Source organism: Roseibium aggregatum IAM 12614 (assembly GCF_000168975.1).
Taxonomy (GTDB): Bacteria; Pseudomonadota; Alphaproteobacteria; order Rhizobiales; family Stappiaceae; genus Roseibium; species Roseibium aggregatum.
Genome location: NZ_AAUW01000014.1, coordinates 144,663 through 169,108, shown reverse-complemented (window position 1 = coordinate 169,108; position 24,446 = coordinate 144,663). Strand labels below are relative to the sequence as shown.

Below are 24,446 nucleotides of genomic sequence, written 5' to 3'. Positions count from 1 at the left end.
TTCGATGACCCTTTTCAAATCTGATACCGGCCCTGCCTGCGCCGCCCCCTCTCCACGCCGCAAGACCTGGCTGCGCCTGGGGGCGGGCCTGATGGCGGCAACCCTGCTGAGCGCATGTTCCGTCGGCCCAGATTACCAGCGGCCAGACATCTCCGTTCCCGGCAAATGGCGCAATGCAACCGGCGAAACGCCTGCATCCGTGCCTCAGCTTGCCAACTGGTGGACCCAGTTGGGCGACGCACAGCTCAACAGCCTGATCGCGCTTGCGGTTCAGAACAACCTGGATGTCCGCACCGCCAAGGCCAAGGTGCGCGAAGCGCGGGCCAGCTACAAGCAGGCTTCCTCGTCGCTCTTTCCAAGCCTTGACGGCGCGGCCGGTGTGACCCGCTCCAAATCGAGCGGATCCGACAGCGTCGGCACGCTGTGGAACGGTGGCTTCGATGCAGCCTGGGAGATCGACATCTTCGGCGCCAACCGCCGGGCGCGGGAAGCTGCCAAATACGGTCTCGACGCTGCCGAGGAAGATCTCAGGGCAAGCCTGCTGACCCTGATCGGCGACCTTGCCACCAACTATGTCGAGGCACGCGGCCTCCAGCAGCGGCTGAAACTGGCGCAGGACACCGCAAGGTCGCAACAGTCCTCGGCTGACCTCATTCGCAAGCGGTTCCAGGCCGGTTCGTCCTCCGGTCTCGACGTTGCCAACGCGGAAGGTCAGGCGGCATCGACAGAGGCCAATATTCCGGCCCTGAAGACGGCTCTTGCCGCCTCCATGCACCGCTTGAGCGTTCTGACCGGCCAGCAGCCGACCGCGCTCACCGACCAATTGTTGGCAAGCAACCGCATTCCGACACCGAAGTTGCCGATCCCTGTCGGCATTCCGGCAAGCATCCTGCTGACCCGCCCGGACGTCCGCCTGGCCGAACGCCAACTGGCCCAGGCAACCGCCAAGATCGGACAGGCGACGGCAGCGCGCTATCCCTCCGTCAGCCTGACAGGCTCCATCGGTACGGCGGCGGCCGATTTCGGCGATCTCGGCAAGAATTCCTCGATCAGCTGGGCTTTCGGCCCGTCGCTTTCCGTGCCGATCTTCAATGCCGGCAAGCTGGCGGCAGGCGTGGAGATTGCCGAAGCCCAGCGCGACCAGTATTTCCTTGCCTATCAGGCCTCGGTGCTGACGGCTCTGGAAGATGTCGAGAACGCCCTTGTCGGCTTCACCCAGGAACGCAAGCGCGTCGCCAGTCAGCGGCGTTCGGCGGAAAGCTACAAATCAGCTGCAGAGCTTTCCAGATCGCTCTACCAGACCGGTGCGGCCAGCTTCCTCGATGCCCTCGACGCGGAACGCTCGACCTACTCCGCTCAAGACACGCTCATCCAGAGCCGTGTCCGCCTGACGACCTATTACATCGCCCTGCAAAAGGCACTCGGCGGCGGCTGGACCGGCACAGTGGAAACCGACAAGCCGGAAGTGGTCGACAAGAACACCGGCCCGCATTTGTCGGTAGCATACTGAGAGCATCTCAGGACTACTGTCGGAATTGGACCTGACGACTTGCTCCGGCCCTTCGACTGCGTTCTGAAAAGTCCGGACTGAGCAGAGGCTTCACGGCCCTGCTCAGTCCTTTTTGCTTTTGAAAGCCTTCAGCAGGTCGGCGACCAGCGGGTTGGGGAAGCGCCGATGCAGGGTGACGGCGAAGAACTCTTCCTTGAGCCCTTCCAGCCTGCCCAGTTCGATAAGCCGCCCGGAGGCAAGCTCGTCTCTGACGACGATCGGCGGAATGACGGCAAGGCCCGCGTGCGCTCGGGCAAGCAGGCGGATCATCGCCATGTCGTCGGCTTCCGCGGCAACTTTCGTGACAAGGCCCAGTTGCTCCACCATCGCGTCGAAGGAGGCCCGCAGGGCCGATTCCGGTGTCGGCAGGATCAAGGGCTGGGAAGACAGAAGCTCGGGCAAGGATCGCCCCGCCAGATCAGCAGCGGTCGCGGGCCCAATCAGGCTGACCGGCTGTTCAGAAAGCCCATGCGCCAGATAGGGACTGGATGCATCGCGCGCCGGCACAAGGTTTGTCAGAACGACATCAATCGCGAGCGCTTCCAGTGCCCTCAGAAGCTCTGCCTGCGCTCCGGAGCGAAGCACCAACTCGACATCCGAGCGCCCAATCAAGGGTTCAATGAAGCCGATCTGGAAATTTCGTGAAAGCGTCGCAAGGGAGCCGACCCGCAAAGCCCTGCGCTCCGTGCCTGCGTTGCGGAGTGTCGCCGTGAGGTCGTCCGCTGTGCGGAAGATCGCTTCGGCGTGATCAAGGGCGATCCGGCCGGCCTCCGTCAGCACGAGACCTCTGCCGCGCCGTTCGAACAGGTCGTGACCAAGGGCGGCTTCCAGGGTCTTGATCTGGGAGGAAAGCGCCGATTGCGAGAGGTTCAGCACCCGGGCTGCGCCCGTCAGCGTTCCATCCCGTGCGACCGCCCGAAAAAGTCGAAGATGATGAAGGTTCAGCACGGCAATACTTCTAAATTATAGAACGGTTTTGACGATAATATGTAATTTTTTGCAAGAAATCGAGACGGTATACCCACGGCGACTTTCAGCGTCCGTGAGGTTCCCATGTCGCACCTGTTTCCACTGCCCCTTCTGGCCCCGATGCTTCTGCTGGCATCTGCCGCCTTGTCGACAGTGCGCCCCGGCCGCCGCCCGGGTTCCTATCCCCTCGTCTCGGAAGCAAGCGCTTTCATCGCCTTTCTGATTGCCCTTGCAGGCCTTGCGCAGCTTCTGGTTTTCGGAACTTCGGAGGCGGTGCTGTTTGGAGGCCCGTTTGCGCTTGCCATCAAGCTCGATGCGATCAGCATGACGATGACACTGCTGGTGGCTTTCATCGGCTGGGTGGTGATGCGCTATTCCCGGACCTACCTTGACGGCGAAGCACGCGAGGGGACCTTCCACGGCTTGATGCTCAGCGCCCTGGCGGCCGTCCTTCTGGTTGTCCAGTCGGGCAGCCTGCTGGTGCTGGTGACCGGCTTTGCCGCAATCGGCCTGTGCCTGCGCAAGCTTTTGCTGTTCTACCCGCAGCGCGCTGCTGCTCAACGGGCGGCGACCAAATTCGCGCTTGTCTGGCATGCGGGCGATCTTTCCCTGCTGCTGGCCGCCTTGCTGTTCATGGTCAGCGCCGGCTCGACACAAATCTCGCAGCTCTCCGAAACCGTCGGGACGAGCCTGTCTCTGACCGAGCACCTGGCCGTCACGTTTCTGGTGCTGGCAGCCGTTCTGAAAACCGCCGCCTTCCCGCTGCACGGCTGGCTGACAGAGGTCATGGAGGCACCAACCCCGGTTTCCGCCCTGCTTCATGCGGGCATCATCAACGCCGGCGGGTTCCTGCTGATCAGAACCGCCGACCTGGTTCAGGCCAGCCCGGGCGCCATGGGTGCGCTCGTCGCTCTTGGCGGTCTCACCGCGCTCTTCGGGGCGGTGGTGATGCTGACCCAAAGCGCAGTCAAGACCGCGCTTACCTGGTCGACGATTTCCCAGATGGGTTTCATGCTGCTGCAATGCGGTCTCGGCCTGTGGCCGCTGGCCCTCCTGCATGTGGTGGCGCACTCCCTCTACAAGGCGCACGCTTTTCTCTCCTCCGGAGGCGCTGTCCTGGCGGTTGCCAAGTTGCGGCGGCCCGGCCCCATCGCCGTTCCGAGTGTTGCCAACGTGCTGCGGTCCTTTGCAATCGCCCTTTTTCTCTACGCGATTGTGTCCTTCGTCTTCTCGATGATCGCCGGACCGAAAACGCCTCAGGCGCTCGCTATCGGAGCGATGCTGATCTTCGGCGTGGCCTATCTGGTGGCGCAGGGCCTGGCAGATGCAGCCCCTGTCGATCTGACGTACCGCACCTCACTGGCAGCGGTTGTCGTCGCCCTCGCCTATTTCGGCTTTCAGCAGGTCGCCAACTTGCTATGGGGCACAGCCCTGCCGCAGGCCCCGGTCGCCGGTCCGCTTGAATGGGTGCTGATCGTCCTGGCGGTCCTGTCCTTCGGCATCGTTGCCGTGGCGCAGACCCTTTTCCCCCTCTGGTCACATCACCCGTCCACGTCCGGCTTGCGCGTTCACATCGCCAACGGGATCTACCTCAACGCGCTCCTCGACCGCTTCATCGGCGGCTACCGGGTGGCGAAATCCAAATAAGACGAGGCAATCAAGATGTTTATCAAACACACGCAATTCGCTTCGGCGCGGGTTTCAGGCATCCTGGCGGCAGGAACGGAAGCCATTCGGGCGATCCCGCCCGCCTTTCCGCTGGACGCAACCGTTGCCGTCAATCCGTTCCTCGGACAGGTCCGGGAAAATCTCGCGGAAGCCTCCGTCCGCCTGGCCAGAACAGCAGGCATCAAGCTGACACGGCCCAGAAGCAGCTATAGCGCCGACATCGCCAGCGGCCGCATCACCGACGAAGACCTGATGGCAGCTCTGAGCGCCTGCCAATCCGAGACCAAACCTGCAGATCTGTTGCAGCTCAAGGCGCTTCTTCAGCAGGAAGGCCCAGTGCCTGCGTCTGCGCCGACGATTGCCGATCTCGCAGCTTCGGTTTCCGGGATCGACTGGCCATCGGTCATCGAAAAGTCGGTCGGCCTCTGGGCAGCCGGTTATTTCGACCGCGGGCAGGCGCTTTGGTCTCCGGCACCGGGTGAAGGCGCCTATGCTGCCTGGCGGGCGTGGGCGAGCCGCGACCTGACACCGGAAATCGCCGGTCTTTCGGGCTTCTGCTCCCATGTCACCGCATCGCCGGACACTTCCGAACAGGCCATCCTGCAGGTGACCGGCAGGCTGGCAATCAACGTTCCGGCGGCAGAGACCGTGTTTCACCGGTTGCTGATCGATCTGGGTGGCTGGGCGCAGCATGCCCGTTGGCTGCTGTGGCAGGCTGAGCAGGACGGCAAGACGGATGGGACGCTCGGCGACCTTCTGGCCGTTCGGCTGATCTGGGAAGAAGCGCTTTTCAACCGGTTCCCTTCTGTCGCCGAACAATGGCAAGCCACCCTGCAACTGCACGAGGCGCCCCTTGTTCCGACCGAGGACCAGGTTGCCGATGCGATTTTGCAGGACGCGGCCGAGCGGGCCTACCAGCGGTCTCTCGCCCAAAGCCTGATCAACACGGCGGTAAACACCGGTGCGCGGCCGGCGCTTCAGGCGGCGTTCTGCATCGACGTGCGTTCGGAAGTCTTCCGGCGGGCACTGGAGAACCAGAGCCCTTCGATTGAAACACTCGGCTTTGCCGGTTTCTTCGGTCTTCCGGCCGCTCACCGGGACCATGGCTCGGACGTTGAGGAAAAGCACCTGCCGGTGTTGCTGAAACCGGCGCTGACTTCAACCAGCCACGGCTCCGCGCGTGCGGAAAGGACGGCACGCATTGGCGCGCGGGCCATACGGGCACTGGACCGGTTCCGCCAGGCGGCTGTCTCGTCCTTTGCCTATGTGGAGGCTGCAGGTCCGCTGTATGTGACAAAGCTGATGAAGGATTCTCTCGGCTTTCACGCCAAAACAGCCAGAAACCGCCCTGCCCCCAGGCTCGATCCTGCGCTAGATGCCGAGACAAAGGCGGCAACCGCCGCCGCTGTTCTGAAGGCGATGAGCCTGACCAAAGATCATGCGCAGGTGGTGCTGCTGGTTGGCCACGGAGCCAATGTCAAAAACAACCCGCATGAGAGCGCCTATCACTGCGGCGCGTGCGGCGGTTATTCGGGAGAAGTCTCGGCGCGGCTGCTTGCAAGTCTGCTGAACGACGCGGAAACCCGCGCAGGTCTTGCCACGCACGGCATCGACCTGCCGGAGGACACAAGGTTCGTCGCAGCTCTCCACGACACCACGACCGACGACATCACCCTGTTCGACACGGACCATCCCGGCCAGATCGACAGGCACGACCTTCTGAAGACGTGGCTGAAACGGGCCGGTGTTGAAGCCCGGGCGGAACGTGCCCTGCGCCTGCCGGGCGCCAAAGCCGCTTCCATTGCCACAAGGGCGTTCAACTGGGCCGAGATCAGGCCCGAATGGGGTTTGGCAGGCTGCGCGGCGTTCATCGCCGCTCCCAGGAAGGTAACCTCGAGAGCGAACCTGGAAGGCCGGGCCTTCCTGCACAGCTACGACTGGCAGTCGGACAAGGACTTCAAGACGCTCGAACTTATCCTGACTGCCCCTGTGGTCGTCGCGAGCTGGATCAGCCTTCAATATTATGGCTCCACAGTCGCCCCGGATGTTTTTGGCGGCGGCAACAAGCTGATTCACAACGTTGTTGGCGGTATTGGCGTCGTTGAGGGCAATGGCGGCCGCCTGCGGCCCGGCCTTCCGGCGCAGGCCCTGCATGACGGCGAAAAAGGAGTGCACACTCCGCTGCGGCTGTCGGTTCTGATCGAAGCCCCCGAAGCGGCAATCTCCGGCGTTCTGGAGGCGCACCCGGACGTTCGGATGCTGTTCGACAACGGCTGGCTGCACCTTTTCGCACTGAAGGACGGGCAAATGGCCACCCGGTATCAGCCTGGCGGTACCTGGGTGCAATAAAAACCGTGCGCCGGTTCTGCCGTGGCAAAACCGGCGACAGCGCGCGAATTGAACCCTATGGCAGCTCAGGCGTTCTCAAAGGAGAGCTTTCCATTGGAGGACAAAATGCACGCACATAAAAATGCCCGGGCAACCGCGACTTTGGCTGCCGCAATGCTCATGGTATGCGGCTCAGCGCTTGCAGAGGAAAAACCTGAGGACTGCCAGGTCGATACCGGCATGAAGTCGCAAGACAGGGTTCCCACGGAAACGGAAGAAAGCGTCAGCCTTGCAGACTGCAATGGCATCTTGAAACCGGCCCCTGTCGGAGACCGTGAGCTGGTCGAACCTGCTCCCAAAGCCGGCGAAACGCCGATCCTCTCGCCGGAAGAGATTCCGGACCAGCAGCCGGCGGATTGAAGATCCACCGGCCAAAGGGAATTTTATGAGCGCAGCAGACGCTTGGTCGATCCGACAGCCGTTGCGATCTGGGAATAATGCGTCTTGCGTTTTTCGGAGTTTCCGGCCGAGCGCAACAGGATGGTGACGCTCTCGTCGATGACTGCCGACGCTTCGCTGCGGGCCTTGGCGAGATTGGCCTTGGAAACAGCCCGGTAGCTGCGCTGGCCTACGGACGCCCGCGGTGCGCTGCGATCCTGATATTTCGAGACGATGCCATCGAGCTTGCGGGACAGGTTTCTGAGCTCCCGCGCCGCGTCCCGGTAGTTGGGACGGTTCTCGATTGTCGAGGCAGCGCGCCCCAGAACATTTCTCAGACAGTCGAAGCGGTATTCGGGACGAATGGAATTCCGGCATTCGTTGGTGCCGTTCTGGATGATCCAGACCACGCCGCGAGTAATCCTGTCGTCCAGATCGTAGGCCGAACTCAGGCTCGGATCACGTTCCTGACGATCGAGATCATAGGAAGGCCCGACCGGTTCGGAATAGGAATCGTTATATTGGGCTAGCAACAGCTCCTCCAGAACGGGCTCCAGCGGATCGTTCTGCGCAAGAACTGGACCTCCCGGCACCGCGACCGCATATGCCGGCGCGATCGCAGCAGTCATGGTTTGCCCTGCAAGGGCAGCAACGGCCACACCGGCGAAAATTCTGTTTCTAAACATCATATCCCTCAATCAAATACTCAAACATTTCGAACAAATCGCCAGAGACACCACATCGGAGCACGCAGACATCGCGTTTGACGCCATGACCGCAAATCAAAAGCAGAAAGACTCATAAATAATATTTGAAATAAGTCTGCATTGTCTTCATTGAAATCAGGGATTGATATTTCCCGATATGTTTCTTTTGATTGTTCTTCTTTAATTTTAGACCTTTGAAAGAAAAGAACAAGACAAAAGGTACCTAGCGTTAACAAGGGAGATAATCGCATGTTGGCCCTGCGTCGGCCAGAACGGAGGCGCCTACTCCGAAAGCCCGTAAGCCTTCCGCAAACCTCTTTGAGTTTGCGGGCCGAACTGGCCGTCGATCGTGCCCGTATAGAACGCGCGTTCCGACAACTTGCGTTGCAGGGACCGGCGTGTCGTGGCCTTGAACATCTTCGGGTTTTCCGAAAGCTGGTTCAGAACTTCCTCGTTTCCCGATCGCAAGGCCCGATAAAGATATTCCGCCGCATCGTCCGGCTCCTTGCCGTCGACAACGCCATCATCGATCAGGGCCGCATAATTGAACATGGCTTCCGGATGCCGCTGATCGGCGGCCTGACCGAACAGCTCGATTGCCTTTTTGGGATCACGCGCGATCCCCAGGCCACCCTGATAGTAAAGAAACCCGAGGTCATTGATGGCATCGGCAAAGCCCTCATCCGCGGACTTGCGGAACAGGGCGAGCGCCTTGTCGACATCCTGCTCGACACCGATGCCGCGTTCATACATGCGGGCAAGCTCGAACATGGCTTCAGGGTCGCCAGCCTCGGAGGCCTTTTCCAGAAAGGCAGCCGCGCGCGACGGATCGTAGCGGTCCTCGCTCGGGTTGAGGCGCATATAGGCCAGGCCTTTCAGCGCCCTGCTGTCGCCTTCCCTTGCCGCCACCTGTAACTGCTCTTCCTGGCTGACTTCGAGACGCCCCCAGGCATTGCGCCGGTCAACCGCCGCAAGCACATTGACCTCCTGACTGCCGCCGGCCAGAAAATAGGGTTTGCCGGACAGCGAGCCGTAGGTGTGTGGCTCCTGCGCGTTGGCGGTGGCTTTCAGCACGGAATCGCGCACCTGGCGGAAGGCGAGACCGATTTCCAGATCCCTGATCTTCAAGGTCCGGGCCAGCGCCGATGCAAACGGGCTGTTGTCGCCAGCCCCGTCCAACGCGACAGCACCGGCTTCGGCAGCATAGGCCACAAGGGTTCCGCGTTCGGGAGATGGCGCCGCCAGCCCGCGACCCTGGACGCCTTGCGTGAGGGTCAGCGTTTCCTCTCCGCCGACATCTGCAAACGGGTCGTTCCGGCAGGAATCCAGGATCACGATCCTGAGCTGGCGCGCCTTGTCGACCGCTTCCAGAATATCGTCGAGAGAAACGGAGGTATCGGCAACCTGCTGCCGGCTGCCGGCCTTGGCGTCCGACGGAACCAGGAAGTTGCGCCCGCCCACTTCGATCCCGTGCCCGGCAAAATAGACAAGGGCAACGTCGGCCGTCTCCGCCTCGAAAGCAAACCGGTTCAGAAGGTCACGAAACTCCGAGAGGCCGATGTTGAAATGCTCGGACACTTCGAAATTCAGCTCGTTCAAGGTGTCCGAAATGAGCTTGCCGTCATTGGTGGTGTTGCTCAGGTCGGGCGCGTTCTCATAACTGGCGATCCCGACCACCAGCGCCATGCGCCGTTCCGCAAACGGATCCGTTGCCGCACGCGCGGTTACACTCGTGGCAAGCAACAAGGTCGCCAGGCACCAGACAGCCAATCCGTTGATATTAAAAATCTTCAACAGCAGTTCGACCCGGTTTCGCATTTGGCGCAATCGCATGAAACACCAGTTTCCGCATTCAGCCCAATGCCGGAAACACTGCTTTCATAATTGAGGGAATGCCCTGCGAAGACAAGCCCTTCTTTTCGTTGCGTCACCTGTCCAGGGCTTCCGTCTCCTGGTGGCCTGCGTTTACGAAAAAAGGGCCGGTTCGCGTCAAACGAACCGGCCCAAGGCGGACATTGCCTGAAGACCACATCAGACAATCCGGATTGGCAGCCCCTCATAAGCGGAGCTGCAGACCCTTTCCAGGAACCGCGCCCTTGCGGGAAAGGGCGTGGCCCTGCCGCTTACTCCTCGCGGAAAGCGCGTGACATGCTGTCGACGATCGGTTTCGTCAGATACTGCATGAAGGTCCGCTCGGCGGTCTGGATCATGATTTCTGCAGGCATGCCGGGCGTCGGAACGAAGTTCAACACCCGCGTAAGCTCACCGGGAGCAATGTCGATGCGGGTCACATAGACCTCGCGCATCATGCCTGTGGTGTTGTCGGTGATCGCATCTGCCGACACATATTGCACCTGGCCCTGCAGCACCGGCGTGGTCCGCTGGTTCAGGGCAGACAGACGGATGGTGGCCTGCTGACCGATGTGCACGCTGTCGATATCGGTGCGCGAAATCAGGGCCTCGATGATGAGAGGCGCGTCGGACGGCAGGATCTCGACAATCGTCTTGCCGCTTTCGATGACGCCGCCAGCCGTGTGGTAATGCATGCGAACGATGGTGCCCGATACCGGAGCCTGGATGACAGCCCGCTCCAGCACGTTGCGCGCCTTGCGGGACTGTTCTCTCGCCGCATCCAGCTCGGCCTCGATGGATTGCAGGTCGTCGAGCACCTTTTCATTATAGGCGGCCCGGGTCTGCTTGACCTGCTCCTGATGCTGCAACACCTGGGCGTTGGCCTCCTGCATGGCCGAGGCCAGCCGTCCGATCTGCCCTTCTGCTTCGGCAATCGCTCTTTCGAGCGCGTTCAGGGTCGGTTTGAGCAGAAGGCCCTTTTCGAAAAGATGTTTCTTGCCCTTGTGCTCTTCCTTCAGGATCGAAAGCTGCTTGATCATGGAATCATGCTGTTCGCGATAACCGTCGTGGCGGTGCTGAAGGGATTCGATCGTGCTTTCCAGGATGCGAATATCGCTCATCAGCTTCGTTCGGGACCCCAGAAAGCTGAGTTTCTGGCCTGCGATGATGGTGGCAATTTCCTTGTTGTTCTTCTGGTCGAGCAAGGTTTTTGGAAACTCAACTTCATCCAGCCACAGATATTCAGCGCGCAGACGGGCGTTGATCGCTTCAAGTCGGGCCAGCTTGAGCCCGAGTTGACGCTCGTTGGCCGAGGCGACGGTTTCGTCGAGGAGAACGATCGGATCACCCTGCTGAACGCGCTCGCCTTCCTGCACCAGGATCTCCTTAACGATCCCGCCTTCATAGTGCTGAACCTGCTTGTTCTGTCCGGTCGCGACGAAGGTGCCGCTTGAAATCACGGCGGCGGCCAGCGGTGCGGTAAAGGACCATGCGGCAAAACCTCCGATGAAGACCACCAGCAGAAGAACCCCGATCAGAGTGTGCCAGAAGATGGACCGCGGCACGGCCGAATACCAGTCCATCGGTTCGTAATGTGTCAGAGCGTTGCTCATCTTTCCCCCCAAGGCTTGAGCCGTCCCAGACGGCTGCCAGCGCTTATCCTTGTTGCTGTACTGCCTTCTGCTTCTTCCGGTCGGCCAGGAGCTCAAGCACCTCGTTGCGTGCACCGAACATGCTGATGGAGCCGTCCGCCAGGACAAGGATCCGGTCGACGCACTTCAAGAGGGACGGCTTCTGGGTGATGGCGACAACGGTGATGCCTTCGGCCTTGGCATGTGCCATCGCCCGGGCAAGAGCCTCGTCGCCATTGGTGTCCAGATTTGAGTTGGGCTCGTCCAGAACGACGAACCGCGGATTGCCGAAGAAGGCCCGGGCAAGCGCGATGCGCTGCTTCTGGCCGCCGGACAGCGGCGCACCGTCCGCCGCAACGACGGTTTCATAGCCGTGGGCGAGCTCGGAAATCATGGCGTGCACATCGGCAAGGCAGGCCGCTTCGTAAATCTGCTCGTCCGAGGCATCTTCCCGCATGCGGCCGATGTTCTGCTTGATTGTTCCGGGAAAGAGCTGAACGTCCTGCGGCAGATAACCGATGTTTTCACCAAGCTGCCGCTGGTTCCAGTTGCGCAGATCCATCAGGTCCAGACGCACCGCGCCCGACGTCGGCAGGATCGACCCCACCAGCATCTTGCCGAGCGTCGTCTTGCCCGCGCCCGAGTTGCCGATGATGGCAAGGGAATCGCCGGCCTTGAGCGAAAAGGTGATGCTGTTGAGCACGACCCGCTTGGTGCCCTGTGGCACGTAAAGCAGACGCTCGACATCAAGCCGGCCCTGCGGTTTCGGCAGGACGAGGCGCTCGGAATTGAGCGGCGAGGACTTCAGCAATGTCGAGATCCGGCCATAGGAATTGCGCGACAGCAGATACTGGTTCCAGCCTTCGATCGCCCCTTCGATGGGTGCCAGAGCCCGGCCGCCGATAATGGAGGCGGCAATCACCATGCCGCCGGTCAGTTCGCCCTGGATGGCGAGGAAAGATCCCCACCCGAGCATTGCCACCTGTGTCAGCAGCCGGACGGCCTTGGTGATGGAGGCTGAGACGATGTTTCTGTCCTGAGCACTTACCTGCGCCCGCAGCGAAGCAGCCGTGTCACGCCCCCACAGGTGGACGGCTTCCGGGATCATGGCCAGGGCATTGATGATCTGCGAATTTCTGGACATGGCATCCAGATGCAGATTTGCCTTGCTCTGGTTCTGGTTGGCATCGCTGAAATGGCGGGACGTGATCTTCTGGTTGATCACCGCAATCACGAGCAGGAGCACGCAGGTGCCCCCCACGATCATGCCCAGATGCGGATGAATGAGGTAGATCGCCACCAGGAAAAGCGGTGCAAAGGGGCCGTCCAGAAACGCCATCATGGTGCCGGACACCAGGAAACCCCGCAGTTGCTGCAGGTCATTCAGGATCTGGTATTCCTTGCCATTGCTGTTGAGCGACGCGCGCGCGGCGGCGGCAAGGATGGGCGAGCCCAGTTGCGATGCCAGCTCGACCGCCGTGCGCATCAGGATGAACCGGCGGATGGCATCGAAGGCGGCCTGCAACAGAACCGCCCCGATGATGACCCCGGTCAGCATGACCAGGGTGTCAAGCGAACGGCTGGTCAGGACCCGGTCGGAGATCTGGAACAGATAGACCGGGATCGACAGCACCAGCACATTGATGACGCAGGAAAACAAGAGCACGATGAGAAGATTGCGCCTGACGGCGGCAACGCCGTTATCAAGTGCCTTGGAGAGATCGGGGGGTGTGGTGCGGCGGTGAAATTCGGGCTTCTCACCCTTGGCTTTGCCTGAACCGGTCCAGCCGGACTTTCGCCCGTCTGCCGGTTTTGCCTTCACGTCTCCCGCTTTCAGGGTCGGCGCGCCTGCGGCTGCGGTTTTCGCTCCCACCAGCCGCTCATTGCCGGTTTTGGCATCCGGACCCAGAACTTGCGGTTCGCTGGCACGGCTCGCCTGCTGCCCATCGGCAACATCGTAAGAAATGGTCATGTGCTGCCTCCCCTAAGCAACCATTGTCGCCATCGGATCGACACAAACCTCGTCCGGCATCTGGTTCAGATTGACTGTTTCAATGTTGCTGTCGGCATCGGTCAGCATGCCGTCCGCCAGAAAGACCACGGCTTCGGACGCCAGATGCGCTCCGCCCTGATCCGGCTGCGAGACATCTGCCGTCAGGATTTCTGCCTGATAGAGCAAAGCTTCCGAATAGGTCTCGCCGCCGACGCGAACGACGGTGTCCACGCTGGCTTCCTGGATCACCGCGGCGTTGTAAAGCAGGTTTGAATCGCCATTGATGCTGGTGTCTTCGCTGCCGACATCCACCCCGAGCGTCGCGATGCTGTCGCTGTCGCCCAGGATATTGATCTGCTCGAGATAATTGATGTCGTAGACGTCGCCGGAGACATAAAGCACGTTCAGCTGATTGAAGGGCGAGGCCTCCCCGCTGAATATCCCTGACAGGAAGTCGCCGCCAAGATCGTCCTCCCCGGCGTTCGCCAGAAGGCTTGTGCTCAGTGGATCCAGGTCGACAATGGTGCTGTTGAAATTGGAAACGATGTAGGCCTCGTTCCAGAGCAGATTGTCGATCTGCCCGTCCGGCCCCGACAAGGGCACGCCGTCCGTTCCCTCGGAAATGATCTGGTCGAAGTTCACCAGAATGTTGGTCTGGCTGATGACGTTGGCCGAATAATAATTTCCGCCGATCAGGATCAGATCGAAAAAGGTGCTCAGTTCCGTCAGGTTGAGGCCGTTGGTCACAACATTGCCGCCGGACGAGATCATCGTGCCGGAATTGTCTTCCTGGTAGACGATGGTGTCATTATCGATCACGTAATTTTTCTGGGTCAGCCAGTTCACGAAGGTCATGTCACCTTCGTGGTAGGTAACATCCCAGAAGGCATGGTTGCCGACGGGTGTGGCGTCCATCGGCAGATCCGATCCGGTGTTCATGATCGAGGCGATGTTGTAGCTGCCGGTCGTCGGATCCGACGCGAAGGCATCAAGACCCGCCAGATGCGGCGACGCCAGAACATTGGTCTGGCTGATGATATCGAGATCGTAATAGTCGCCAGCAACGGCGATTGTCGCGGCCTTGCCCCAGACTTCCAGAACAACAGCCTGGTTGATCAGCGTGTTGTTGCCAGCGCTGATTTGCAGCGACGTGGAACTTCCCGAGGTTTCCTCCAGCAAGGCGATTTGCCCGGAGGCACTTTGCGGGCCTTCGTCCAGCACGTCCTCAGGCTCGCCGTCCTCGTCCGGCGCGCGGCCCTTCAACTGTTTGATGACCTCATCCAGGCGGGCAGCCTCATCGACGACCACGCCGTTCTGATAAAGCTGGCCGGTCTCCTCGCCGGTTGCCAGAACCTGCTGCCCGGCGCCGGGAGCCCCCGTCTGCATGGCCCCGGCCGTTTCCGCCCAGGCGGCAACAGTTGCACTCAGGTCACCTGCCGGATTGTCGCCTTCCGAAAAACCGAACCTGCCGGTGATCCCGGCTGCCTCCAGTGCATCGAAGAAGGCGGTGAGCGAAGGTGCCTCGGAATCGAAGCGATAATAGAGGCCGGTATTGGACAGATAGTCGTTGTCCTCCAGCATGTTTTCCGACCGGGACAGCACCGCAAAACTGTTGGGAAGCACCTGGTGATGGTAGCTTATGAAGATCGTGCCGCCTGTCAGTGCGATGGTATAGGGATTATAGGTCCCCTCGTTCGGCGGCAGGGTCAGGTTTGCCCGCATGCCGATGCCGTCCCACTCGTGGAAATTCAGGGCGGCCGGGATGTCGTCGTAGGTGCGGTAGCCATCGAATTCGTAATGAATATTCGGGTTGAGATCGAGCAGGCGATAGTCTGGCCAGACCGTTAAGAGCGCCTCCATCGTGTCGGCCTCTTCGGCCTGTTCCGCAGCCAGTTGCGCAGCGCGGAATTCCAGATATTCGAGGCGGGCTCGGGCCTCCTCGAGCGACATCGAAAAGCTTCCTACAAAATGCGAAATCGCTTCACGCGTAAGGTCGTCATAAAAAAACATGTCAGCCCCCAAAACTGGGTGATGGGTCTTATTGGCGGTCAAACTCGCACGAATTAAAAACCGAGAAGCCGCATCCAGGAGGCGCGGAGCGAATGGCGCCGCGCCTCCTGCTGTCGTCAGGAATTGAAAAACAATTCGGGTATGAAGGGCATCAGGTGCCCATGGAGCCGAGATCTTCGCCGGTCACGAGGCTGTCCATGTTGCCGCCGACAATGGTCATATCGACGGAGTTGTTCAGGATGTTCTCGCCCTGGACCAGGGTGTTGGTGAATGCCGACGTATCGTTGGAAGCGGATGCTTCCGCAGCATTGAGGCCTTGCACCAGTGCATCGTCATCGGCGATGACACGGACGCTGCCGGAACCGAGATCATCGATTTCCAGATTGCCTTCCAGGTCGAGGGACATGCCATGGAACCCGGCCTGACCGAACCAGTTGCCGGCATGGGCGCCAAAGGCACTCATTTCAGCACTGAGGCTTTCCGTGCCGCTGGAACCGCCGGCGGATATGCCGTCATCGGTCGTCGAATCGCCACCCTTGGCTTTCAGCGTCTGGTTGAAGCCACCGCTGTTGACCGCCGTCGTGTTCTGAGCCGAGTCGTTGTCCTGGAGCTGGTTGGTGTTGTTGAGTACGACACCGGCATCGTTGCCACCACCATTGAGGGCCTCGTTCAGAATGTCCTCAACGCTGATGTCATCACCAGGAGAGTAGTCGATGCTGCCGTTGACGCTGACGAGCATTTCGTCAACTTCAGCGCAATCTTCCAGGTCGATGTCCACGACATCGTCGTCGTCATAGACAAAGCCTTCTTCGAAGTGCATGTCGACTTTGGCCATGTTGACGATCTTCGATTCATCGACCGCATCGAAATCAGAGTAATTGAATTGAGTTCCACGCTTACCAGACATGATAAAAGTCCTTGTTCAAGGCGGTGAGCCAGGCCTCTATAAGGCTGACGATCGCACCGCATTCTGACTTGGAGACGGGCGCAGCCGGTTTTTCGAAAACAGGAAACCGCCGCGCCTTGCGAACATCTTAGAGGTCGTCTTCACCAACGCTGTCGGTGTAGAGATCACCACCGACGATCGATGTATCGACCGAGTTGTTGAGGATGTTCGCGCCTTGCACCAGTTCGTTGACGAATGCCTCGGTTGAGTTGGCCGCATTGGCTGCTGCCATCACTTCACCAATCACCGTCGCGTCATCAAGGGCATCCACGGTCATGGAAGAACCGCCGAATGCCAGACCATCATCCGCTACGGCCGAGCCGCCGGTTGCGGTGAGGTTCTGCGCGAAAGAAGCCTGGTTGGCGACGTAGGTATCCGTGGCCTGGTCATTGTCTTCCAGCATGTTGCTGTTGTTCAGGACGAAGCCGGTATCGTTTCCAGCACCGTTCAAGGCGTCGTTCAGGACGTCTTCGACATTGATGTCGTCGCCCGGATCGAAGTTGATGTCGCCTTTTGCAATCAGCATGTCCCCGACACTGGCGTGATCGCTCAAATCCAGGTCAATGTTGTCGACGTCCGAAGGGCCGTTTTCGAAATCAACGTTGATGACGGGATTGAAATCACTGTCGACATACTTGAACACCTGATTATTTACATCCTGGGTGTTGTCGTCGTCAGAGTATTCCCACTCATAACTCTTCGAGTTGTCGATGTTTACTTCGTGATTATACTCACGAGAGAAATCGGGACGATACGACTTATCGATGTTCAGCTCGTTTTTTTGCCAAACGTATTCGCTCATGGTTCTGTCCTCAGATCGGACAGCTCGGCAGATCGTCTTCTATCGATTTGCATAGAGCCGTCATGGTTTAAAAGAAGTGTTTCCACTTCCGATCAAATGGAAAATGGTAAAACGAACCATATCAGCCAAATCCATAGATATTGGCCGCTCCACTTACTCGTCGATCACAAGTCGACCGCGGATGAGAAATTTCAACAACATGAAAATTACCAAACACGGATGACTTTCTGACCGACTAAAACGATGACAGAACAATTCAAACTCAATAAGCTGGAAATCTTAGCTAAATATTAACCTTTCCATTTTCGCGTTGATGTAGCGGGTTCGGTTAACCATGCGAAACGAGAAAAGATGTTTTATTTGAGTATCTTAAATCAATTCAAAACCCGCGACTAAATCCAATTATTAATATAACCTAGAGTAAGCTTGTTATATACAAGTCACGGGTGAGGAGAAATTCGGATCGGGGAAGAATCGTACAAATCAATGTTAATACTGCGCTTTGGACGGTATGTTAATTTTAAAACCGTCGGCCATGACCCATGTCTATCCTTGATCTGATATAACAAAGTAAGAAATTTTATTATTTACAAGTCTGAAGGCGAAAGCCGACGGTAGAAAAAGCCGGATTATTATTAAAAAACACGTTTCTCCCAGACCCTGCTTCTGGCAAATGCAAGTGCAAGAGGGACCAATTTAAATTAAAGCTTAGTATGTAGGGATGACTGTAATGGCTACCGCAAATTACGAAAAAAAGGGTTCTATCTATTATGTTGGCGCGTCTGAAAAGTTTCCGAAGGAACTGGAAGGCGTAATCGAACGAGAAATAGACGATGGACGTTTTGTCCGCATCAGTCAGAAAATCGATCTTTACCGCTCGGAACGAGGTGGAGAATTTTCGAAGCGCCTTTTCCTGATCGACGAAGGTTTCAGCGCGGAACGCAAGGAGTCGGTTGCCTGCCTGCGGCGAAACTTTCCGGAGGCAAACCTTTGCATGTTGATCAACGATGACCTTTCCTTTCCCGCGATCATCAGCGAATACTTCCAGGAAGGTCTGATCAAGAGCGTCTTACCCATGAACTTGCGGATCGACCTGTGGCTTGGCGCCATCCGTCTCATGCTGAACGGCGGTCACTACCTGCCGGCCGATGCGATCAAATACATGGGGTTCGAACGGCCGGCCGGTGCTGCTCCCGCCTTGCAACTGCGCAAACCACACGGGCGCACGAAGAACCAGTTCAGCAAACTGACCAAACGGGAAACCGAAGTCCTGTGCCTCATTTCAGAGGGCTACCAGAACAAGAATATTGCCAACAAGCTGTCCTTGTCGGAACACACCATCAAGCTTCATATTCATCACATCATTTCAAAGCTCGGCGTCTCCAACAGAACGGAAGCCGCGGCGATTTTCATTCAAACGGAAAAACATCCATCCAGTCTTGAGGCTTGAAGATGAGCGCCGCCGAAATGTCACCAATGGCGGATGAGTTCCAGACGTTTCTGACCCTCATGGGCCGCCTGAACTACACATGGACCAACACGGAGAGCCTGCTGATCCACATGATCGCTGGCCTCGCCGGTGTTACCAAGGAAGTTGCGACGGTGATCTTCCTGACCCTCAACACGTCGCGCGCCAGGATTGATCTTGTCGAGCGACTGGCCAAGCTGGATGACCAGAAGCCGGACTTGAGGGAAGGCGTGCTGAATCTGACGCGGGATATGCACAAGATATTGAAATTAAAAAATAAATATAATCACTGCATTTATTCGTTCGACAATGAAGGCCGCAATGCCTCCACCATCTTGATGCGCATCAGCGACCAGAAACACAAGATCGAATACGGCAAGTCCAGCCCGATCAACGCCCGAGAAATCACGCTGGTCAGGGAGACGATCCAGAAGACCCAGGTGTTGAACAAATCGCTGTGGGAATTCTTCAAGCTGCGCAAGTTCCCGGTCTGAACCTGCGGCAGCACACCGTTTCCCGGTAAAAAAAAGAGGCCGGATCGGCGAACCGAACCGGCCTTTCAGGGGAGGTAACAGGATATGTTCGAGCAGGTTCGGATCAACCTGATCCAGGCCTTCGTCTAACCGATCCTGGCGGCGATGCTCTTCGTCTTGCAGTAGCTCTTGAGCCCTTCAAGACCTTTCTCGCGGCCAAAGCCGGACTTCTTGTTGCCGCCGAACGGCACCTCGATGCCCCCGGCAAAATACTCGTTGATGTAGATCTGCCCGGCGTCGATCTTGCGGGCGAGCTGATGGGCTTTTGCAAAATTCGAGGTGTAGACGCCGGCGACCAGTCCGTATTGGCAGTCATTGGCCAACGCCAGCGCATGGTCTGCGTCATCAGCCACCTGCACCGTCAGAACCGGTCCGAAGATTTCTTCCTGCGCCAACTCGTCACCGGCGGCAACGCTGTCGACGATTGTCGGCTGATAGAACCACCCCTTGCCGCTTTCCGGATCGGCCGCAATGGCTCCGCCCGTCACGACATCGGCTCCCCGCGCCCTGGCTCGATCGACAAAACCGGCAACCTTCGCAAGATGCTCCGCCGAATTGACCGGACCGACATCCGGGTTGCCGAGGCCATGGCCAAGCTTCAGGGCCTTGGTGCGTTTGACCAGCTCTGCAACAAAATCCGCGTGGATGCTTTTCTCGATCACAAGGCGGGATCCTGCCGAGCAGATCTGCCCCGCATTCTCGTAGATCGCGCCGAGCACACCGGACAGCGCCTGTTCCCGGTCGCAATCGCCCAGCACCACCACCGGCGATTTGCCGCCAAGTTCCAGCACCACGCGGGTGATTTCGTCGGCTGCCGCCTTCATCACCGCCTTGCCCGTCTGCACCGATCCGGTGAAAGTGATGTGATCGACATCTGCATGGGCTGTCAGCGGAGCGCCGGTTTCAACGCCGGTGCCGGTCACGACATTGCAGACCCCGGCCGGCAATCCGGCATCGTGCAGGATCTTCGCCAGAAGCAGCGCCGTAAACGGTGTCTGTTCGGCAGGCTTGGCCACGACGGTGCAGCCTGCTGCCAGCGCAGGGGCGAAGCCGCGCGCGGCCGTTGAGATCGGAAAGTTCCACGGAATGATCTGGGCGGTCACGCCAACCGGCTCGTGAACGGTGTAGCCGACATAGTTCGGGCCGAGCGGAAAGCTGTCGCCCTGCAGCTTGTCGCAGGCACCTGCGTAATACTCAAACGCCCGGGCTGCGCCCCGCACATCGCCTTCCGCTTCCTGCAACGCCTTGCCGCTGTCCAGCGTTTCGGCAACGGCCAGAAGATCGAGATTTTCCAGGATCAGGCGGGAGGCTTTCAGAAGAATGCGGGACCGTTCCGCCGGCGCCATGTCGCGCCAGACCGTCTCGAAGGCAATCCTTGACGATTGGACCGCCTGATCGACATCCTCGGCGGTTCCGGCCGTGAAGCGTGCGAAGGCCTCGCCCCGGCCCGGATCGAAACTTTCCATCGTGCGGTTGTGAGATGGCTGGGTGAAGCGGCCGTCGATGAAATGACCTAGCGGCAACGCCTTCAGCGTGCCCGTTGCCTGATATTCGGCGATGAGTTCACTTGCTGCGGGCATCGTTAGCCTTCCAGGGAGCTGATCTTGTAGGTGGATTTGGCAAGCCATTCGGGGTTGATCTCGACACCCCAGCCCGGCGCATCGGTCACCGTCGCATGGCCTTCTGAAATCTCGAACGGGGATGAGGTGAAGAGGCCATATTGCCACGGATAATAATCGGCTTCCTCGATGGAGAATTCGAGATACTTGCCGGCATTCGGGATCGCCCGCAGAAGATGCATGGTGAACAGCGTCACCAGCGACAGGTTGGCCGCATGTGGCGTGCAGGGGATGCCTGCTTCATGGGCCATCTGCGCCACCTTCATGGTGCGGACCATGCCGCCGAGATAACAGACATCCGGCTGAACGATATCGACGACCCGGTCATCGATCATGCGCTGCCAGTCCACCAACGAGCAGTCCTGTTCCCCGCCCGTCACGTCGATGTCCAGCGCATCCGTCACCTGCTTGGTCTGGTCATAGTGCCAGTAGGGGCAAGGCTCCTCGTAATGGGAAATGCCGTTGGCTTCCAGGAACCGGCCGATCTCGATGGCTTTTGCCGGCGAATAGCAGGAGTTTGCATCGACCAGCAGCGCCGTATCGTCATCAAAGGCCTTGCGCATGGTCAGCACGATTTCTTCCGTCCGACCCGGCCATTCGTCCTGATCGCGGCCACATTCGGCACCGATCCGGAATTTGAAGGCATCAAAGCCATAAAGGTCCTGCTGCTTCTTCAGCCGGTCCGCTTCGTCCTTCGGCGTGATGTCGCGTTTCATGGACGACCCGTAGGCCCGCACCTTGCCCGGCGTTCCGCCCAGCAATTCGCAGACCGGTTTTCCTTCCAGCTTGCCGCGCAGGTCGAACAGCGCAGTGTCCAGACCGCCCATTGCCCGGCGCAGATAGGACCCGGGAAACTTGTGTTCCCGCTCCGGAATGATCTCCATCAGATGTTCGATGCCAAAGGCGTCTTCGCCCAGCGCATAAGGCGCCACCTGACGATGGACGACTTCGGCAGTGATATCCGCGTAGTAAGGCGCAACCTGCCCCCATCCGGTCGCGCCATTTTCGGCAGTCGCGCGGACAAAGCAGACAAACTCATTTGTAAATGTTTCTATTGATTGTATTTTCATTGTCTTATCAGGTCCTCGAACGGACGGTCCCGATGGATAAGTGTTGGCTCAGGTCCCGACCCTTATCCAGAATTGGACTTGATAGAAGGTCCGTTTTGCGCAATCTCTCATACCAATTTGGGAGAATGCGATGAAACGCCATGCGGGCGCTGTGCTCTCGTCGATCAAGATCGACAAGACGGCCGAAAAGAAAATTTCGATTCAGCTCTACATGGCCCTGCGCGACCTGCTGCTGACAGGTGCCCTGACCCCGGGCGACCGGATGCCGGCAACACGCACGCTGGCGCAGGAGATCGGCGTTTCCCGTACGACGGTGATCGATGCCATCGACCGCCTGATTGCAGAGGGCCTGCTGGAGGCACGGGTCGGTGCCGGCACCTTCGTCAGCGAGGCTCTGAACGCAAGGCTTGCGCCGAAGCCGTCACCGGAGGCCAGCGACATCACACCTGTCGTGCCGCGCCTGTCCCACGCCACCCGGCACGCGATTCCGGACTTCACCCTCCGCTCACGCCTGCCGCACAAATCGCAGGCCTTTGTCACCGCCCTGCCGGCGCTCGACGCCTTTCCCATGGCGCAATGGGCGAAGCTCTCCGCCCGGCACTGGCGCAAGGACCGCGACCACGTTGCGGGCTATGGCGAACCCTTCGGCTATATGCCGCTGCGCCGGGCGATTGCCCGCCAGCTCAATGCATCCCGCGGTATCAAGTGCGATCCGGAACAGATTTTCATCACCAACGGCGCCCAGCGCGCCTTTTCCCTGGTCGGCGGCATGCTGGTCAATCCGGGTGAGCCGATCTGGTTCGAAAACCCGGGCGCCATCGGCGCGCGCAACGCTTTCGTTGCCATTGGTGCCAGGCCGATCCCCGTTGCCGTTGATGAAGAAGGGCTCTGCATCGAGGACGGGCTGGCAAAAGCACCTTATTTCCGGCTCGCCTTCGTCACCCCGTCCCACCAGCAACCGCTGGGTCACGTCATGAGCCTGTCGCGGCGCCTGGCGCTTCTGAAGGCGGCAAACGAAGCCGACGCCATGATCGTCGAGGACGACTATGACGGCGAGTTCTATTTCGGCGATCAGCCACCGCCGACCCTGAAAAGCATCGATACCCACGGACGGGTGATCTACATCGGAACATTCTCGAAATCCCTGTTTCCGGCTCTCAGGCTCGGCTTCGTGCTGGTACCGGAAGGTCTGGTGGAAAGTTTTGAGCGTGTCTGCCTGACCTGGCTTGCCGGCGTTCCGACCGTCACCCAGGCGATCGTTGCCGAATTCATGGATGAGGGCATGTTCGCAACGCATATCCGCACCATGCGACAGCTCTACAAACACCGCCACGACACCCTGATGGCGGAGGCGGCAGGCCTTGCAGGAGAGATCGATCTTCAACCGACCAGCAGCGGTTTTCATGCCGTCGGCCTTGTGTCGGACAGATACGATGAAGACAGGATCGTGAGCGAAGCGGCGAAACACGGCATCACCACCGCACCGCTCTCCCGCTACGCGCTTGGCCGGATACCGCAGCGCGGCATCGTCCTCGGCTTTGGCAGCTCCGGGCAGGACGACATCCGCAAAGGCATGAAGGTTCTCAGGAAAATCCTGCCGGATTGCTGCACCAGCTAAAGTACCTCCCTCGCCAATTGGACTGCTAAATTATCTGCAATGGATATATTTGGCAGGCCAATTCCAACCTAGGCTTTTTCCTGGTTAGTACGCTAAGTGCATTCAGGAGGACGTCATGCATTTGAAAACAACACTAACCGGCCTGTTGGCCGCAACCATGCTTGCGGGTGCCGGCTCTGCTCAGGCAGAGACCCTGCGCCTGTTGACCTGGGGGTCTTACGCCCCCGACGAACTGGTCCAAAAATTTGAAGAAGAATATCCGGACATCGACGTTGAAGTCACCTTCTCCAACAACGAGGAAATGATTGCCAAGCTGCGCGCCACCGGCGGTGCGGGCTTCGACCTGGCCCAGCCGAGCCACGACCGCATCTACGCGGCCCAGCTGGAATATGACATCTACAAGCCGATGGATCTTTCCAAGATCGATACCAGCGTCATGGAAGCCAAGCTGCTGGAAGGCGTGAAGGCGAACACGACGATCGAGGGCGAAGTCTATGCGGTTCCCCACCAGTGGGGCACGTCCGGGCTGATGGCCGACAAGACCAAGGCTCCGGATCTTTCGAGCTGGGCCGATCTGTGCGACCCGGCCTACAAGGGCAAGACTTCGATGCGCCTGAAGCGCACGATCCTGCTCGGCACGGCCTTCTCGATGGGAGAAGACCCGTTCGCGGCCTATTCGGACCTCGAGAAGTACCAGGGCATTCTGGACAAGGTCGCCGACAAGCTGATCGAGTGCAAGGACAACATCAAGGCCTACTGGAAGGGCGGCGATGACCTGTCCGCCATGATGCTGTCAGGCGAAATCGTGGCCTCCGAGACCTGGGATTCCACCGCCTACAAGCTCTACGACCAGAACCAGAACATCGTCTTCGTTCCGCCGAAGGAAGGCGCACTTGCCTGGATCGACACCTTTGCCCTGCCGCGCAAGGGCAAGGCGGACGATGCCGCCTACAAGTGGATCAACTTCGTGCTGCGCCCGGAAAACGTGACCATCATGTCCGGCAGCACCGGCGCGATTGCCGCGGTCAAGGGTGGCACCGACCTGCTGCCGGAAGACAAGAAGGCAGCCGTCAATGCGGCCTTCACCGCGGCTGATATCGACAATCTCAAGTTCTTTGCCAACATTCCTCCCGGCGTGGAAGACATGGAAGGCAAGACCCTTGAGAAGATCAAGGCAGCCACCGGCGGCTGATCAGGCTCAGGGCTGCCGGAACCCTTCCAGAACCCTTCCGGCAGCCCTTGCCCT

At 59.2% G+C, this 24,446-nt stretch carries 18 protein-coding genes; 8 read left to right on the top strand and 10 right to left on the bottom strand.

The genetic code is table 11. The features are described 5' to 3' along the window. Window positions 1-4: 4 nt before the first annotated feature. Window positions 5-1,510: an efflux transporter outer membrane subunit gene (locus tag SIAM614_RS19265; RefSeq protein WP_006937091.1), complete on the top strand. Its 1,506-nt coding sequence runs from the start codon at window positions 5-7 to the stop codon at window positions 1,508-1,510. A gap of 102 nt (window positions 1,511-1,612) precedes the next feature. Here SIAM614_RS19265 and SIAM614_RS19260 read toward each other — a convergent pair whose 3' ends face one another. Then, the gene (locus tag SIAM614_RS19260; protein ID WP_040440600.1) at window positions 1,613-2,503 is read right to left on the bottom strand and encodes a LysR family transcriptional regulator; all 891 of its coding nucleotides are present in this window, start codon (window positions 2,501-2,503) and stop codon (window positions 1,613-1,615) included. 99 nt (window positions 2,504-2,602) lie between these two features. Here SIAM614_RS19260 and SIAM614_RS19255 point away from each other — a divergent pair, with 99 nt between their 5' ends. The 3 genes from SIAM614_RS19255 to SIAM614_RS19245 all read left to right on the top strand — a co-directional run bounded on the left by SIAM614_RS19255 (window position 2,603) and on the right by SIAM614_RS19245 (window position 6,934). Beyond that, a complete protein-coding gene (locus SIAM614_RS19255) occupies window positions 2,603-4,165 on the top strand; it encodes a proton-conducting transporter transmembrane domain-containing protein (RefSeq protein ID WP_006937089.1) in 1,563 nt (520 codons plus the stop codon). A 15-nt stretch (window positions 4,166-4,180) separates the two neighbouring features. Further along, entirely contained in the window at window positions 4,181-6,535 is a 2,355-nt protein-coding gene (locus SIAM614_RS19250) for a YbcC family protein (protein ID WP_006937088.1), read from the top strand. A 105-nt stretch (window positions 6,536-6,640) separates the two neighbouring features. Continuing rightward, window positions 6,641-6,934, top strand: a complete 294-nt coding sequence (locus tag SIAM614_RS19245; protein WP_157139958.1) for a hypothetical protein — start codon at window positions 6,641-6,643, stop codon at window positions 6,932-6,934. A gap of 23 nt (window positions 6,935-6,957) precedes the next feature. On the opposite strand, the gene SIAM614_RS30710 is transcribed toward SIAM614_RS19245, so the two are convergent. The 7 genes from SIAM614_RS30710 to SIAM614_RS30705 form a co-directional block, all read right to left on the bottom strand. After that, a complete protein-coding gene (locus SIAM614_RS30710; protein ID WP_208984043.1) occupies window positions 6,958-7,638 on the bottom strand; it encodes a hypothetical protein in 681 nt (226 codons plus the stop codon). A 303-nt stretch (window positions 7,639-7,941) separates the two neighbouring features. Next, the gene (locus tag SIAM614_RS19235) at window positions 7,942-9,492 is read right to left on the bottom strand and encodes a caspase family protein (RefSeq protein ID WP_208984042.1); all 1,551 of its coding nucleotides are present in this window, start codon (window positions 9,490-9,492) and stop codon (window positions 7,942-7,944) included. 290 nt (window positions 9,493-9,782) lie between these two features. Then, window positions 9,783-11,123: an HlyD family type I secretion periplasmic adaptor subunit gene (locus tag SIAM614_RS19230; protein ID WP_006937083.1), complete on the bottom strand. Its 1,341-nt coding sequence runs from the start codon at window positions 11,121-11,123 to the stop codon at window positions 9,783-9,785. A gap of 43 nt (window positions 11,124-11,166) precedes the next feature. Continuing rightward, on the bottom strand, window positions 11,167-13,113 hold the full coding sequence (locus SIAM614_RS19225) for a type I secretion system permease/ATPase (protein ID WP_006937082.1): 1,947 nt from the start codon (window positions 13,111-13,113) through the stop codon (window positions 11,167-11,169). Window positions 13,114-13,125: 12 nt separating this feature from the next. After that, entirely contained in the window at window positions 13,126-15,084 is a 1,959-nt protein-coding gene (locus tag SIAM614_RS19220; protein WP_157139957.1) for a hypothetical protein, read from the bottom strand. 211 nt (window positions 15,085-15,295) lie between these two features. Further along, complete coding sequence (locus tag SIAM614_RS19215; protein WP_006937080.1) at window positions 15,296-16,051, bottom strand: hypothetical protein; 756 nt, start codon at window positions 16,049-16,051, stop codon at window positions 15,296-15,298. Window positions 16,052-16,178: 127 nt separating this feature from the next. Then, window positions 16,179-16,892, bottom strand: a complete 714-nt coding sequence (locus tag SIAM614_RS30705) for a hypothetical protein (protein WP_006937079.1) — start codon at window positions 16,890-16,892, stop codon at window positions 16,179-16,181. A gap of 730 nt (window positions 16,893-17,622) precedes the next feature. On the opposite strand from SIAM614_RS30705, the gene SIAM614_RS32775 reads away from it, so the two are divergent. Together SIAM614_RS32775 and SIAM614_RS19200 are read left to right on the top strand one after the other, a co-directional pair. Continuing rightward, on the top strand, window positions 17,623-18,342 hold the full coding sequence (locus SIAM614_RS32775) for a helix-turn-helix transcriptional regulator (protein WP_006937078.1): 720 nt from the start codon (window positions 17,623-17,625) through the stop codon (window positions 18,340-18,342). Window positions 18,343-18,344: 2 nt separating this feature from the next. Further along, on the top strand, window positions 18,345-18,854 hold the full coding sequence (locus SIAM614_RS19200) for a hypothetical protein (RefSeq protein ID WP_040440599.1): 510 nt from the start codon (window positions 18,345-18,347) through the stop codon (window positions 18,852-18,854). Between the two features lie 125 nt (window positions 18,855-18,979). Here the strand turns inward: SIAM614_RS19200 and SIAM614_RS19195 are convergent, their stop codons facing one another. Together SIAM614_RS19195 and SIAM614_RS19190 are read right to left on the bottom strand one after the other, a co-directional pair. After that, window positions 18,980-20,473 (bottom strand): aldehyde dehydrogenase family protein, encoded by a 1,494-nt coding sequence (locus tag SIAM614_RS19195; protein ID WP_006937076.1) that lies wholly within the window; start codon window positions 20,471-20,473, stop codon window positions 18,980-18,982. A gap of 2 nt (window positions 20,474-20,475) precedes the next feature. Continuing rightward, window positions 20,476-21,582 (bottom strand): mandelate racemase/muconate lactonizing enzyme family protein, encoded by a 1,107-nt coding sequence (locus tag SIAM614_RS19190; protein WP_006937075.1) that lies wholly within the window; start codon window positions 21,580-21,582, stop codon window positions 20,476-20,478. Between the two features lie 130 nt (window positions 21,583-21,712). Here SIAM614_RS19190 and pdxR point away from each other — a divergent pair, with 130 nt between their 5' ends. Both pdxR and SIAM614_RS19180 read left to right on the top strand, forming a co-directional pair. After that, entirely contained in the window at window positions 21,713-23,200 is a 1,488-nt protein-coding gene (gene pdxR, locus SIAM614_RS19185) for a MocR-like pyridoxine biosynthesis transcription factor PdxR (protein WP_006937074.1), read from the top strand. Between the two features lie 115 nt (window positions 23,201-23,315). Next, entirely contained in the window at window positions 23,316-24,392 is a 1,077-nt protein-coding gene (locus SIAM614_RS19180) for an extracellular solute-binding protein (RefSeq protein ID WP_006937073.1), read from the top strand. The last annotated feature ends 54 nt before the right edge of the window (window positions 24,393-24,446 follow it).

Excerpts from the sequence above, each read along its gene's own strand:
- SIAM614_RS30710 (WP_208984043.1), bottom strand. The coding sequence starts at position 7,638 with ATGTTTAGAAACAGAATTTTCGCCGGTGTGGCCGTTGCTGCCCTTGCA.
- SIAM614_RS19255 (WP_006937089.1), top strand. The coding sequence starts at position 2,603 with ATGTCGCACCTGTTTCCACTGCCCCTTCTGGCCCCGATGCTTCTGCTG.
- SIAM614_RS19230 (WP_006937083.1), bottom strand. The coding sequence starts at position 11,123 with ATGAGCAACGCTCTGACACATTACGAACCGATGGACTGGTATTCGGCC.
- SIAM614_RS19245 (WP_157139958.1), top strand. The coding sequence starts at position 6,641 with ATGCACGCACATAAAAATGCCCGGGCAACCGCGACTTTGGCTGCCGCA.
- SIAM614_RS19190 (WP_006937075.1), bottom strand. The coding sequence starts at position 21,582 with ATGAAAATACAATCAATAGAAACATTTACAAATGAGTTTGTCTGCTTT.
- SIAM614_RS19265 (WP_006937091.1), top strand. The coding sequence starts at position 5 with ATGACCCTTTTCAAATCTGATACCGGCCCTGCCTGCGCCGCCCCCTCT.
- SIAM614_RS19180 (WP_006937073.1), top strand. The coding sequence starts at position 23,316 with ATGCATTTGAAAACAACACTAACCGGCCTGTTGGCCGCAACCATGCTT.
- SIAM614_RS19235 (WP_208984042.1), bottom strand. The coding sequence starts at position 9,492 with ATGCGATTGCGCCAAATGCGAAACCGGGTCGAACTGCTGTTGAAGATT.
- SIAM614_RS30705 (WP_006937079.1), bottom strand. The coding sequence starts at position 16,892 with ATGAGCGAATACGTTTGGCAAAAAAACGAGCTGAACATCGATAAGTCG.
- SIAM614_RS19215 (WP_006937080.1), bottom strand. The coding sequence starts at position 16,051 with ATGTCTGGTAAGCGTGGAACTCAATTCAATTACTCTGATTTCGATGCG.
- SIAM614_RS19220 (WP_157139957.1), bottom strand. The coding sequence starts at position 15,084 with ATGTCGCTCGAGGAGGCCCGAGCCCGCCTCGAATATCTGGAATTCCGC.
- SIAM614_RS32775 (WP_006937078.1), top strand. The coding sequence starts at position 17,623 with ATGGCTACCGCAAATTACGAAAAAAAGGGTTCTATCTATTATGTTGGC.
- SIAM614_RS19250 (WP_006937088.1), top strand. The coding sequence starts at position 4,181 with ATGTTTATCAAACACACGCAATTCGCTTCGGCGCGGGTTTCAGGCATC.
- SIAM614_RS19225 (WP_006937082.1), bottom strand. The coding sequence starts at position 13,113 with ATGACCATTTCTTACGATGTTGCCGATGGGCAGCAGGCGAGCCGTGCC.
- pdxR (WP_006937074.1), top strand. The coding sequence starts at position 21,713 with ATGAAACGCCATGCGGGCGCTGTGCTCTCGTCGATCAAGATCGACAAG.
- SIAM614_RS19200 (WP_040440599.1), top strand. The coding sequence starts at position 18,345 with ATGAGCGCCGCCGAAATGTCACCAATGGCGGATGAGTTCCAGACGTTT.
- SIAM614_RS19195 (WP_006937076.1), bottom strand. The coding sequence starts at position 20,473 with ATGCCCGCAGCAAGTGAACTCATCGCCGAATATCAGGCAACGGGCACG.